Consider the following 13483-nt stretch of genomic DNA (forward strand, 5'->3'; position numbering starts at 1 on the left):
GTGGTGCGTGGTTCGCCGAGGCCGAACGGGTTGCCGGGCACACCGGAGGGCCCTGCCGATGTCGTGGTCGAGGGTGGGTGGCCCGCTGGACGTGCAACGTCGCGAGGAGTCCCGTCGCGCGGCGCGGGATTCACCCGGCCGGTGAGGTGCGCGCGGCCCGGCCGGCTGCCGGACCTGCCGCGCCGCGCCGTTTGTCGTACCTCTGCCCTACGGTGCTGGGCGTGGAGTTCGGTGCACTGACCCAGGCCACCTACCTTCCCTCGGACCCGCCGCGGGAGGGTGTGCTGGCGTTGTGGGGCGACGAGGTCGCGGGGGACACCGCGATCGAGCTCGTGCTGCCCAACGACAAGAAGTTCGCGCGCACCAAGGTGGACGCGAGGCTGGTCCCGCTCGCGCGTGCGATCCCGCCGCTGCTGGTGGTGCCCGACGACGTGAGCCCGGCGATCGCCGCGTGGTCGGCGGTGGTGAACGCCGGGGTGAACCTCGTGGCGCGCGGCCGGTTGCGGCCGGCGCTCACGGCGGGCGGGGTGGGGTCGTGGCGGGTGGGGCCGCTCGACGCCGCGGACGAGGAGCTGGTGCGAGGGCTCGCGTCGGCGTTGCCGCCCGAGGCACACGCGTTGCCGTTGTCCGGGGTGAAGCGGATCCGGCTGCATTCGCCGGAGTCGCTGGTCCGGGCGTTGTGGGACGCGGCGGCCGACGTGCTCGTGCGCAGCCCGGCCGCGTCCGTCGGGGCCGGCGGGCCGGCGTTCGCGGCGGCCGAGCCGACGCTGATCGGGCCCGACGGGGCGGCGTGGCTCACCGAGCTGGACGCCCGCGGGCCCCACGGCGCGCAGCTGATCCTTCGGGTCGAAGCACGCGAAGACGAGCAGTTCGCGGGTGTGCTGGCCGTGCGGTCGGCGCTCGAGCCGAGCCTGGTCGTCGAAGCCGCGACGCTCTGGGACGCGCCCGACGCCGTGCTGCACCGCCTCGGCGACCAGGTGGAAACCCAGCTGCTGCTCGGCCTGCGCCGCGGCGCGCGAGCGTGGCCGCCGCTGGGACGCGTGCTCGCCGAAGCCGCGCCGACGGAGCTCGCGCTGTCCGACGACGACGTCGTCGACCTGCTCGGCGCCGGCGGCCGCGACCTCGGCGGCGCCGGCATCGAAGTGTTGTGGCCCAAGGACCTCTTCGCCGGCGAAGTCCGTGCGAAGGCGAGCGCGACGCAGGCGCCGGCCGGCGAGGGCGGTCCCGCGTTCCCGCTGACCGGCCTGCTGGAGTTCCGCTGGCGCCTGTCCCTCGGCGGCGCCGAGCTGACCGACGAGGAGGTCGCCACGCTCGCCGAGGCCAAGCGGCCGCTCGTCCGCCTGCGCGGCCAGTGGGTGAAGCTCGACCCGCGCCTGCTCGCCCGCATGCGCGCCAAGCGCAACCGCAAGCTCACCGGCGCCGAAGCACTCGCCGCGGCGCTCACGGGCGAGCTCGAACTCGACGGCGAAACGGTCGAGTTCGCCGCGCAGCCCGCGCTCGCCGGCCTCGTCGAACGGCTCAAGGAGCGCGACCCCGAGCCGGTCGGCCCGCCGGACGGACTCGCGGCGACGCTGCGCCCGTACCAGCTCGCGGGCGTCGGCTGGCTCGCCACGATGACGGGCCTCGGCCTCGGCGCGTGCCTCGCCGACGACATGGGCCTGGGCAAGACCATCCAGCTCATCGCCCTGCACCTGCACCGCCGCGCCCTGAAAGCCGGGCCCACGCTGGTCGTCTGCCCGACGTCGCTGCTCGGCAACTGGGAACGCGAGTTCGCCAGGTTCGCGCCGGACGTGCGCGTGCGCCGCTTCCACGGCGGCGGCCGCCACCTCGACGACTTGCTGCCCGACGAGGTCGTCCTCGCCACCTACGGCGTGGTCCGCCGCGACCGCGCGACACTGTCCGAAGTGGACTGGGGTCTTGTCGCCGCCGACGAGGCCCAGCACGTGAAGAACCCGTTGTCCGCCACGGCGAAAGAGCTGCGGAAGGTCCCGGCCGCGGCGCGCGTGGCGCTCACCGGCACGCCCGTGGAGAACCGGCTCACCGAGCTGTGGTCCTTGATGGACTGGACGACACCGGGTCTGCTCGGCCCGCTCGACCGCTTCCGCCGCACCGTCGCGCGGCCCATCGAACGCGACCGGGACCAGACCGCCACGGAGCGGCTGGCCACGACCGTGCGGCCCTTTCTGCTGCGGCGCAAGAAGACCGACCCGGACATCGCGCCGGAGCTGCCGCGCAAGACCGAGACCGACCGGTTCGTGCCGCTCACGGCGGAGCAGACCACGTTGTACGAGGCCGTCGTGCGGGAGAACCTGGCCGAGATCCGGGAGTCGCAGGGCGTTCAGCGGCGTGGGCAGGTGCTCAAGCTGCTCACCGAGCTCAAGCAGATCTGCAACCACCCCGCGCAGTTCCTCAAGGAGAGCGGCGGAGTCCTCACCGGACGCTCCGGCAAGCTCGCCGCGTTCGAGGAGCTGCTCGACGTGATCCTCGACGAGGGTGACAGCGTGCTCGTGTTCAGCCAGTACGTGCAGCTGTGCCGCCTGCTCGAACGCCGCCTCGCCGACCGTGGGCTGCCCGTCGCGCTGCTGTCGGGCGAGGTCGGGCCGAAGCGGCGCGACGAGCTGGTGGCGTCGTTCCAGTCCGGCGAGGTGCCGGTGTTCCTGTTGTCGCTCAAGGCGGGCGGCGTCGGGCTCAACCTCACGCGCGCGACGCACGTGATCCACTACGACCGTTGGTGGAACCCGGCCGTGGAGGACCAGGCGACCGACCGCGCGTACCGGATCGGGCAGGACCGGCCGGTGCAGGTCCACCGGCTGATCGCCGAGGGCACGCTGGAGGAGCGCATCGCCACGGTGCTCGAGGCGAAGCGCGGGCTGGCCGAGGCCGTCGTCGGCGCGGGGGAGGACTGGATCACCGAGCTGTCCGACGACCAGCTCGCCGACCTCGTGCGGCTCGGCGGTGGGTGATGCCCCGCACGATGCCCGGGACCCGGCGCAGGACGTTCGGCAACACCTGGTGGGGCCGAGCCTGGGTGGAGGCGCTGGAGCAGCGCGCGAGTGTCGACCCGAACCGCCTGCCGCGCGGGCGCACCTACGCGCGCAAGGACACCGTGAGCGAGCTGCATGTCGGTGCCGGTGAGGTCACCGCGCGCGTGCGCGGGAGCCGGCCCGAGCCGTACCACGTGACGATCCGGATGAAGGAGTTCTCGCCCGAGCAGTGGCACACGCTGCTCGACGTCGTCGGCCGCCGCCTCGGCCACACCGCCGCGCTGCTCGACGGCGAGCTGCCCGAAGAGCTGGCCGCCCAGGCCCGCGAGGCGGGCGCCGATCTGCTGCCCGGCCCGGGCGACCTGCGACCGCGCTGCTCGTGCCCGGACTCGGCGAACCCGTGCAAACACGTCGCCGCCGTGTACTACGTCGTGGCCGACGAGGTCGACACCGACCCGTTCGTGCTCTTCAAGCTCCGCGGCCGCCCGCGCGACGAAGTCCTCGCCCGGCTGCGCACACTGCGCGCCCCTGACCGCCCGCAACGCAAGAAGGTCCGCGACCCCGGCCTCACCCCGAAGCGCGCGTACGCCCGCCGCGTCACCGCCGTACCCCGGTTGCCGCCCGTGCCCGACGTCGCCGGGTCACCCGCCGTCCTCGACCTCGACCCGCCACCGAGCACGGGCTGGACGGCGGCCGCCCTCGGCACCCTCGCCGCCGACGCCGCTTCCCTCGCGCGCGACCTGCTCGTGTCGGGCGCCACGGCGGCCGAGCTGACGTTCGAGGAGGACCTGGCCCGCCGCGCCGCCGCCCGGGCCGACGCCGAGCTCCCCGCCCTGGCCCTGGCTGCCGGTGTCGCGCTGCCCGAGCTCACCACCTGGGCCCACAGCTGGCGCGAAGCCGGCCGTGGCGGCTTGGCCGCCCTGCGCGAAACGTGGTCACCGGGCCCGGGCCCGCTCGCGGACGCCCGCGCCTGCCTCTCGGACTCGGGCCTCTCCGAGGCCATCACGGTCTGGCGCAACCGCGTGACCCAAGGCCCGCTGCAGCTCCGCTACGGCCGCGACCACCGCTGGTACCGCTTCCTCCGTACCGGTTCGGCTTGGCAGCTCGACGGCCCACCGGCCACGAGCGCCCTCGACGTCGCCTACCCGCCGGGCTGATCCGCCCGCAGCTCCACGCAGCACCCGCCGGGCGCCGGATCGATCAGCACCGCCTCGACGCCGGGCACCTGAAGCCCCGCCACGATGCCGCCCAGGAACGCCTGGTTGATCCCGCACACCAGGTCCGGCGCCTTGCCCGCCAGCGGGTGGAACGGGCAGTTGCGCAGCCGCACGCAGGTCGGCGTTTCGCGGCGCGGCTCGAACCCCTGCCGGGCGAGGACGGTCTCGGTGAGCGTCAAGCCGCGTTCGGCGCCGAGGCGGCCGGGGCGCAGGGCGGCGCGTTCGGTGGCGCCCAGCTCCTCGCCGCGCGCACCCGCCACACGCAGCGCGGCACCGCGGGCGGTTTCGCCCTCGCCTTCGGCGACGACGGCGTCGAGGAGGATGTCGGCGAGCACACCGTGGCGGCGCGGCGGGATGGTGACGGCGAAGTCGGTGTCGGCGGGTTCGTACACCTTCGGGGTGCGGCCGACCTTGCGGATGCCGCCGACGGCCTCGTAGCGCGAGCGCAGCAGGCCGGCGTCCACGAGCTTGTCGAGGTGGAACGCGGCGAGCTTGCGCGAGATCCCGACCGACGCGGCGGCCTCGTCGCGCGTGACGGGCCGCACCGAGCCGCGGATGAACGTGTACATCCCGCGGCGCAGGTCCTCCTCCAGCGCGGCCACGGCCTTGATCGCGGCAGCGGCGGGCTCAGTCGTCACGGGTCCACGATAACGCCCATGAACGTGTCCGCAAGTCTCAGATCACCCTGTTGAACTGGTCACCTTGACCGAGACTGACAATAAGACCAATATTCATGGACGAAAACCCGCCGAACCCCGAGGGGTCTCCATGCGCTCCGGCTCCGCACTGCACGTCGTCCACGAACCCGACCCCGGCATCGACCTCGCCGCCGCCGCGCGCGCCGCAGGCGACTTCCTGCGGGCGCTCGGCGTCAGCCTGGAGACCGAAAGCCTGCAGGGCACGCCCGAGCGCATGGCGCGCGCGTACGCGGAGCTGTTCACACCACGCTCGTTCGACCTGACCACGTTTCCCAACGACGAGGGTTACGACGAGCTGGTGCTGGCCCGCGACATCCCCGTACGGTCGGTGTGCGAGCACCACCTGCTGCCGTTCACGGGCGTCGCGCACGTCGGCTACCTGCCGGGCGACCGCATCCTCGGCCTGTCGAAGCTCGCGCGCGTGGTCGAGCACTTCGCGTGCCGGCCGCAGGTGCAGGAGCGGCTCACGAAGCAGGTCGCGGGCTGGCTGAGCGAGCAGCTGAGCCCGAAGGGAGTCGGCGTGGTCATCGAGGCCGAGCACACCTGCATGACGCTGCGCGGCGTGCAGGCCACCGGCTCCAGCACCGTCACCTCGACACTGCTGGGCACGCTGCGGGAGGATGCCCGCTCCCGCCAGGAGTTCTTCGCACTCACGGGCGTCAACGCATAAAGGAGTTGTTTCCTTTGCCAGAGCAGGGTTTTGTCATCGTCGGCGCGGGCCTGGGCGGCGCCAAGGCCGCTGAGGCACTGCGGACCCAGGGATTCGCCGGACGGGTGACGCTCATCGGCGACGAACCCGACCGGCCCTACGAGCGCCCGCCGCTGTCCAAGGACTTCCTCGCGGGCAAGGCCGAGCGCGAAAGCGTGTTCGTGCACGAGGCGGGCTGGTACGCCGAGCACGACGTGGACCTGCGCCTGGGCGCCACGGCCACGGCCATCGACCGGGACAACCACGTGGTCCGCCTCGAGGGCGGCGAGACCGTGGCCTACGACAAGCTCCTGCTGGCCACCGGTTCGAGCCCGCGGCACCTGCCGATCCCCGGCTCCGACGCCGAGGGCGTGCACTACCTGCGCCGCCTCGCCGACTCCGCGAAGCTCAAGGAGACGCTGACCGCCGGCACCCGCCTGGCCGTGATCGGCGCGGGCTGGATCGGCCTGGAGGTCGCGGCCGCCGCGCGCGAGGCCGGGGCCGAGGTGACCGTGCTGGAGGTCGCGGAGCTGCCGCTGCTGGCCGTGCTGGGCCGCGAGGTCGCCACGGTCTTCGCCGACCTGCACCGCACCCGCGGCGTCGACCTGCGCCTCGGCGTGCACGTCGAGGCCATCACCACCGACGGGGGCAAGGCGACGGGCGTGCGTCTCGACGACGGCACCGAGGTCGCCGCCGACGCCGTGCTGGTCGCGGTCGGCGCCGCGCCCAACGTCGAGCTCGCGCAGGCCGCGGGCCTGGCCGTGGACAACGGCGTGGTGGTCGACTCGTCCCTGCGCACCTCCGACCCGGACGTCTTCGCCGCCGGCGACGTCGCCTCCGCGCTGCACCCGCTGTTCGGCAAGCACGTGCGCGTGGAGCACTGGGCCAACGCCCTCAACCAGCCCGCCGCCGCCGCCGCCGCGATGGCCGGCCAGGACGCCACCTACGACGAGCTCCCGTACTTCTATACCGACCAGTACGACCTGGGCATGGAGTACCACGGCCACGTCGAACCGGGCGCCTACGACCGCGTCGTCTTCCGCGGCGACGTCGAGGCACGCGAGTTCATCGCCTTCTGGCTCCGCGACGGCCATGTGCTCGCGGGCATGAACGTCAACGTCTGGGACGTCGGCGACCAGCTCAAGGCCCTCATCCGCGCCGAAGGCCCGATCGACGCCGACCGGCTCGCGGACCCGGACGCGCCGCTCGAACCCTGACCTACCGGTCCGCCGCGGCCCACGCCCGGTAGGTGTGGTCGAGGAACCGTTCCACGCCCCGGACCACGTGGGCGCTGCGGATCGAGGGGAAGATGTCGAACGCGTGCTGCGCGCCCGCGAGTTCGGCGTAGGCGACGGGCTGCCGGGACTTCGCGCGCAGCCGGGCCACGAACTCGCGGGCCTCCTCGACGGGCACCAGCGAGTCGTTGCGGCCGTGGATCACGAAGAACGGCGGCGCCGAGCCGGAGACGCGGTCGAGCGGGGACGCGGCCACGTAGTCGTCGAGGTAGGTCACCGGGTCGCGGTCGGGCGAGAAGATGCGCCGGGCGAGCAGGCTCTCCAGGCGGTACTGGCTCTCGGCCGCGCCGCTGGTGGCCGCGATGTCGTAGACCCCGTAGTGCGGCACGCACGCCTGCACGCTGGTGTCGGCGCCGGGGAAGTCCGGCTGCAGGGCCGGGTCGTTCTGGCTCAGCGCGAGCAGCGCGGCGAGGTGCCCGCCCGCCGAACCGCCCGTCACGGCCACGAAACCGGGATCCCCGCCGTACGACGCGATGTTCGACCGGATCCACACCAGCGCGCGCTTCGCGGCCTCCACGTGCGCGGGCCAGCGGTGGGCGGGTGCGAGCGGGTAGTTGATCGCCACGCACACCCAGCCGCGGCGCGCGAGGTGGCGCATGAGGGGCTGGCCCTGCTCGTCCTTGTTGCCGATCGTCCAGGCGCCGCCGTGGATCTGCAGCAGCACGGGCGCGGCGGTCACCGGTTTGGCGGGCCGGAACACATCGAGCAGGAACCGCTTGCCGCCCGGGGCGTACGGGATGTTCCGCTCGCGCACGACCTCCGGGTCGCGGCCGCGGAACGGCAGCGCCAGCTGTCCCCACGGCGTCGCCAGGTCGCGAGGGCTCGGCGGGTGCTCCAGCCGCGTGGAGTAGTCCGGCCCGAGTGCCTCGGTGAGGGCCGACTCGACCTCGCCACGGGCTTTCTGCGCCGTCGCCACGAGCGCGCCCAGCCCGGCGGCCGACAGCGCGGCCAAGGCGACCCCGGCCTTCGAGGACCGCCGCCCGTGCCGCAGGAGGTGCTGCACGGTGTCGGCGGCGGTGAGCGCGAGCAGCTGCGGGGCGAGCTCGTCGGTGAGCCACGTGGTGAAGAACACGGGGATCGACGTGGCGCGGTTGCGCGGCGGGCGCAGGGCCACGGCGGTGAGGCCGAGCTGCGCGGCCCGGCGCGTCAGGAAGGCCGGTTTCACCTTCCCGATGCTACCGCCGCACCCCGCCCCGTCCGGGGTTCTGCCTTACGCTGGCGACATGCAGAGACTGAGCGGCCTGGATGCGAGTTTCCTGTACCTGGAGACCCCTGCGCAGGTCCTGCACGTCTGCGGGCTGCTCACGCTCGACGGTTCCACCATCCCCGGGGGCTACTCGTTCGCCGAGCTGCAGCGCCGGCTGGCCGAGCGCGTCGCGCTGATTCCGGAATTCCGTCGCAAACTGCACAATCCACTCTGGAACCTCAGTCACCCGGTGTGGGTCGAGGACGAGGACTTCGACCTCGACAACCACCTGCACCGCATCGGCGTGCCCGCCCCCGGCGACGACCGCGAGCTGGCCGAGCTGTGCGCCCACATCGCCGGCCAGCAGCTCGACCGCGCGCACCCGCTGTGGCAGTTCTACGTGATCGAGGGCCTGTCGAACGGTGGCATCGCGGTGCTCATCAAGATGCACCACGCGAGCATCGACGGCGTCGGCGGCGCCAGCCTGATCACCTACCTCGCGGGCCTCGAGCCCGAGGCTCCGCTGCCGGAGATCCCGCAGGACAAGCGGCACAACAGCGGCCTGCCCACGCGCGTCGAGATCCTGCGCGAAAGCGTGGAAGGCCTCGTGCACCGTCCGTTCGAGATGGCGAAGCTGCTGCCCCAGCTGGTGGAGCTCGTGCCGCGCTGGCTCGGCAAGACGTTGCGCGGCAAGGGGATGCCGGTCCCGTTCACCGCGCCCCGCACGTCGCTCAACGGCACGATCACCGGCCACCGCAGCGTCGCCTTCGCCCAGGTCGACCTCGCCGACGTGAAGCGCGTGAAGAACGCCTTCGGCGTCACCGTCAACGACGTGGTGCTGGCGCTCGTTTCCGGCGCGCTGCGGCAGTTCCTGCTCGGCCGCGGCGAGCTCCCGGAAGACCCGCTGGTGGCCACCGTGCCGGTGTCCGTGCACGAGCGCACCGAACGCGACCACGGCAGCAACAAGGTGTCCGCGTTCTTCGCCTCGCTGCCCACGCACCTGGGTGACCCGGCCGCGCGCGTGTTCTTCCTCGCCGAGGCCAACCGCCTGTCGAAGGACCACCACTACGACATCGACGCCGACATGCTCGCCGACTGGGCCCAGTTCTCCCCGGCCACGGCGTTCGGCCTCGGCGTGCGCGCCTACTCCTCGCTGCGGCTGGCGGAGCGCCACCCGGTGGTGCACAACCTGATCATCTCCAACGTACCGGGCCCGCCGATGCCGCTCTACCTGCTCGGCGCCCGCGTCACCGGCCTGTACCCGCTCGGCCCGGTCTTCCACGGCGCCGGGCTCAACATCACCGTCTTCTCCTACGAGGGCAAGGTCGGCGTCGGCCTGCTCGGCGCCAAGGAGCTCGTGAAGGACCTCTGGCCCCTGGCCGACGCCCTGCCCGAGGCGATGACGGAGCTGCTGAAGGCCTCGCCGGCCTGAGCCGAGGCCGGGTGCCCGCCGCGTTGCGCGCGGATCCGGCCGCGGCCACGGGAAGAGTTCGCCGGTCTGCGGCTGGGATCGCGGTCCTCGGCGTAGATCGCGTGCTCGGTGTCGAGGTCCCCGGCCGGCGTAACCGTGGGTGGGCCGAAACGCCGGTCGGTCACGCCTTCCGGCGGCGCTTCGCCGGCTGAGCGGCGGTCTTCTTCTTGGCCTGGTAAGGAATGTCGGCGAACTTCAACGTCGCCTGCAGGCTGCGCACCGCCCGGTCGAGCCGCAGGAGCGCAACCTGGGAGAGCGTGAACAGCTCGTCGACGTTCCACGCGCGGCCCGCGGCGGCGAGCACGACGGTGTCCGGCGGCTCGGTCAGCACGCGCCCGTCGTCCACTGTGGACACCTTTTCGGCGAGCTGCGCCAACGCTTCCGGCTCGTCGTGCAGCGCCTCGGCCGACACGAGTGCCTGGGTGTAGAGGTGGCTGGCGGCCGTCGCACGGCCCAGCCACTTCACGTGGATCAGCTCGTTGCCCGGGCCCAGCAGGTCGCACAGCTCGAAGCGCGGGTGCAGCGGCGTGGTCGCGGTGTCGCGGTCGAGGCAGACGTACCCGTCGAGCGTCGCGACCTGGCGGCAGTACCGGTTCTCGTCGTCGGGCTCGCCGGTGGGTTTCCACGTGAGGTCCGGCCACTCGTACTTGCGCGCGAGCAGGTGCGAGACCTGCTCGCGCATCTGTTCCACGTACGTCTCGCCGATGCGGTACCAGCGGCCCTGGTGGAACACGTAACGCGTGTGCCCGATCGTCGTCTCGAACACGAGCCACTTCGCGACCTGCACGGGTGACCCGGTCTCGTCCTCGCCGGCCTCGTCGGCGCAGGTGACCACGCGCCCGGCGCGCAGGGCCTTCACGCGCTTGTCCTCGGGCAGCTGCGCGAGCCGGCCGGTGAGGTGGTCCAGCTCCAGCCGCGACTCGACGTGCAGCGGCCCACCGGGACCCAGGCCGGTGATGCGGAACGAGCCGGCGTTCTCGGCGTCGTTGACCGCGGTCGCGGGCCACGCCAGGCCGAGCGAAGCGCCGGTGTCGCCGCCGAGGGCTTCGGCCAGCCGCGCCTCCAGTGTCGGCACGAGCCGGTGGTGGCGGTCGAGCGGCCGCGTCTGCGCCACGAACCGCAATGCCGAGGACGCGTCGGGCTCGTCCACGACGGCACCCACCGCGTCGAGATCCGCGAGAAAAGCCTGTGGTTCCTTCGCAAGTGGCACGTACAGCGAATTGCCGACACGGATCCGGTAGCGCTTGCCGGTCACGCGCCCGTAGGTGAGGTCGGTCAGGTCCGCGGAGCCGGCCAGCCGGTTCACGAGGTCGCCGTAGGGCTCCAGCCGGAACGCGGAAAGCTCGCCACCGCCCGGGATCGAGATCTGCGTGGCGCGCGCGGACACGTCGAGCGCGGCGCTCGACACCAGCCCGAGGTCGAACGGGTCGAGGCGGCGGATCCCGAACAGCAGCCCGAAACCCTGCTCCACGTACTCGTCGTTGAGCACCAGATGCCCGGCGCCCCAGGACACCGCGTATGTCCAAGGTGGACGAGGCACGAGCAGCACGGCGAACGGCAGCGTGGACGAGAGGTCGAGTTCGTTGCCGGTCAGCGCGCTCGCGTGTGGAAGCCATTGCGGGACCTCGGTGTGGAACGCGCCGGCGACGAGCCGCGCGCGCGTGCCGGAGAGGTCCACCGTGGTGTCGGTGGTGACCTGCTCGGGCTTGAGCGACACCAGCAGGTCGGCCTCGGCGTCGGTGCCGTCGAGGCGGAAGAGGGAGACGGGCCGGCTGGGTGCGGACGGGGCAGGCATGACCACCACCGAAGTGTGCTGACGCGTGCGAACGTCGAGTCAGAATGCGTGATTTTCTTGTCCACCCGGTTAATCACGCAGAGCGAACGTGATGCGGAATGGTTAAGTTCACCTTACTCGGGGTTTCCCACGCTGGCGGATCGCGCAATGATAACGTGATGTGGCGCCGGGTGGGGGACGTTTACGGCGCCGCGAAAGATCGGTTTCGGCCCAGCTCAGACGTCCAACTGGTAATCCATTGGTGTCGTATTACCCTACCCGGAATGGCCATTTCGAGAATTCGCTCACATGACTCGAACGGCCCTGTCCGGCAGGGTTCTCCTGGGCTGTCCGGGTCTGTTTCTCCGCTTTTTCGTGACCCTGCGTGACGCCGAACGGCGGACGGCGCGCGGACGAATAGGCCGCCCGGGTTTCCCCCGCGCCGGAGGACGGTTCGCGCTGCCGCGCGTGCACGTCTACCCTGGCGTAGTCGTTTTCCGGTCGGCCCGTCCTGGGGGCAGCATGATGACAGTCCCGTCGTTCGCACACGGCGACCGTCTCACCCGTCGGGACCTGGAGGCGATCACGGATGAACGCCGTCGATACGAACTGGTGGACGGGACGCTTCTGGTGAGCCCGTCCCCGCGTCCGCTGCACCAGAGGGTCGTCGCGCGCCTGCTCGCGGCGCTCAGCCCGGTGTGCCCCGCGGATTGCGAGGTGCTCCCCGCACCGGTCGACGTCGTGCTCGACGAGTTCACCGTGATGATCCCCGATGTGGTGGTCGGCCGGCGCGAGACGTTCACCGAGCGTGCGCTCGTGGGTGTGCCCGTGCTCGCGGTGGAGGTCGTCTCCCCGTCCAGCCGCTACATCGACCGCCACCTCAAGCCCGCCCGCCTCGCGGCGGCCGGCTGCCCCTTCTACTGGGTCATCGAGCCCACCGAGCCCACGCTCAGCTGTTTTCGCCTGGAGGGCACCGAATTCGTGCTCGATGCCGAGGTCACCGGCGACGAGACCGCGCATCTCGAGGTGCCCTACCGGCTCTCCCTCAGCCCCGCGGACCTGGTTTCCAGCTACTGAGCCTCACGCCGAGTCGGGTTCTTCTTCGCGCTCCCGATCGGTTTCCTCGTCGGCGATCGCCGCGTGCACCGACGTGCACGCCGCCATCAGCGCGGGCACGAACTGGTTCGCCGCCAGCACGCAAGCCGTGTGCCCGGCGGGGATCTCGTACGTCGCCGCGCCCGGGATGCGCCGCGCCAGTGACCGCTGGTGCGCCGGTGCGATGAAGCCGTCCCGGCTGGTCACGACCACCGACGTCGGCACGCGCAGCGTGTGCAGCCACGGAGCGGAGTCGAAGCGGCCGATCTCGTCGAGCGCGACGGCGATGGCCCACGGGCTCGTGGACCGGAACTCGGCGAGCGCCCACCGGTGGTCTTCCAGGCGTGCGAGCCGTTCGCGGCGCGGCTCGCCGGGCACGAGGCCGATCTTGGCCTGGTCGCGCATGAGCTGCAGCGTGCGCCCGAACAGGTCGAGCGCCACGCGCTGGCGCACACCGCGGCGGAAGTAGCTGGCCGTGGAACACAACACGAGCCCGCGCACGCGCTCGCGCTGCTGGTGGGCGACCATCTGGCCGACCATGCCGCCCATGGAGTAGCCGGCGATCATGAACCGGTCGATGCCGAGCGCGTCGGCCACCGCCACCACATCGTCGGCGCAGTCCTGCAGCGTGAACTCGTGGGAGCGGATGCCCTGGCCGTGCCAGCGCTGGTCGAACACGACCACGCGGTAGTGCGCGGAAAGCCGTTCCAGCACCGGATACCAGGTGAGCAGGCCGGTGCAGGCCACGGAGTGCAGCAGGATGATCGCCGGCGCCTGGCGCGGGCCGACGTCGACCACGACGGTCTGGCCGCGGCCGGGCAGCGAGAGCGGCTCCGGGTCCGGCACCCCGGCTGTGGACGGGATCGTCGCCAGCTTCCGGGTCGCCTGCCAGCCGACGTCGCTCAGCGCGCTGATGAGAACCTGTTCCGCACCCACGTCGACTCGGCACCCCTCTTCGCTCGACGGCCTGTTCCGCTTCTGGAATACCCGGTTGCCGCGGCCGCCGGGGGTTGCCGATCCCGCCCCTTCTGGTTAAGACTAGAACGTGTTCCACTTGTGGCGACCATCCGGAGGG

The 13483-nt window shown here is 72.3% G+C and carries 10 protein-coding genes; 6 read left to right on the forward strand and 4 right to left on the reverse strand.

What is annotated here, in order from left to right; genetic code table 11:
• The first annotated feature begins 212 nt into the window (after positions 1-212).
• Together AB0K15_RS08160 and AB0K15_RS08165 are read left to right on the forward strand one after the other, a co-directional pair.
• Entirely contained in the window at positions 213-2963 is a 2751-nt protein-coding gene (locus AB0K15_RS08160; RefSeq protein ID WP_364047957.1) for a DEAD/DEAH box helicase, read from the forward strand.
• A gap of 11 nt (positions 2964-2974) precedes the next feature.
• Complete coding sequence (locus AB0K15_RS08165; protein ID WP_364047052.1) at positions 2975-4141, forward strand: SWIM zinc finger family protein; 1167 nt, start codon at positions 2975-2977, stop codon at positions 4139-4141.
• Here AB0K15_RS08165 and AB0K15_RS08170 read toward each other — a convergent pair.
• On the reverse strand, positions 4126-4770 hold the full coding sequence (locus AB0K15_RS08170; protein ID WP_364047959.1) for a transcriptional regulator: 645 nt from the start codon (positions 4768-4770) through the stop codon (positions 4126-4128). The two genes, AB0K15_RS08165 and AB0K15_RS08170, sit on opposite strands and share 16 nt — an antisense overlap.
• Before the next feature lie 199 nt (positions 4771-4969).
• Here AB0K15_RS08170 and folE point away from each other — a divergent pair, with 199 nt between their 5' ends.
• Positions 4970-5569 (forward strand): GTP cyclohydrolase I FolE, encoded by a 600-nt coding sequence (gene folE / locus AB0K15_RS08175; protein ID WP_364047055.1) that lies wholly within the window; start codon positions 4970-4972, stop codon positions 5567-5569.
• 14 nt (positions 5570-5583) lie between these two features.
• Positions 5584-6804, forward strand: coding sequence for an FAD-dependent oxidoreductase (locus AB0K15_RS08180; protein WP_364047058.1), 1221 nt, complete (start codon positions 5584-5586; stop codon positions 6802-6804).
• A 1-nt stretch (position 6805) separates the two neighbouring features.
• On the opposite strand, the gene AB0K15_RS08185 is transcribed toward AB0K15_RS08180, so the two are convergent.
• The gene (locus AB0K15_RS08185) at positions 6806-8047 is read right to left on the reverse strand and encodes an alpha/beta hydrolase (RefSeq protein WP_364047061.1); all 1242 of its coding nucleotides are present in this window, start codon (positions 8045-8047) and stop codon (positions 6806-6808) included.
• A 58-nt stretch (positions 8048-8105) separates the two neighbouring features.
• Between AB0K15_RS08185 and AB0K15_RS08190 the strand changes: the two genes are divergently transcribed.
• On the forward strand, positions 8106-9500 hold the full coding sequence (locus AB0K15_RS08190; RefSeq protein WP_364047064.1) for a wax ester/triacylglycerol synthase family O-acyltransferase: 1395 nt from the start codon (positions 8106-8108) through the stop codon (positions 9498-9500).
• Positions 9501-9660: 160 nt separating this feature from the next.
• Here AB0K15_RS08190 and AB0K15_RS08195 read toward each other — a convergent pair whose 3' ends face one another.
• Positions 9661-11334, reverse strand: coding sequence for a TIGR04141 family sporadically distributed protein (locus tag AB0K15_RS08195; protein WP_364047067.1), 1674 nt, complete (start codon positions 11332-11334; stop codon positions 9661-9663).
• A gap of 504 nt (positions 11335-11838) precedes the next feature.
• Between AB0K15_RS08195 and AB0K15_RS08200 the strand changes: the two genes are divergently transcribed.
• Positions 11839-12390, forward strand: coding sequence for a Uma2 family endonuclease (locus AB0K15_RS08200; RefSeq protein WP_364047961.1), 552 nt, complete (start codon positions 11839-11841; stop codon positions 12388-12390).
• 3 nt (positions 12391-12393) lie between these two features.
• Here the strand turns inward: AB0K15_RS08200 and AB0K15_RS08205 are convergent, their stop codons facing one another.
• Entirely contained in the window at positions 12394-13344 is a 951-nt protein-coding gene (locus AB0K15_RS08205) for an alpha/beta fold hydrolase (protein ID WP_364047070.1), read from the reverse strand.
• Between the last annotated feature and the right edge of the window lie 139 nt (positions 13345-13483).

The organism is Amycolatopsis sp. NPDC049253, assembly GCF_040678995.1.
Taxonomy (GTDB): Bacteria; Actinomycetota; Actinomycetes; order Mycobacteriales; family Pseudonocardiaceae; genus Amycolatopsis.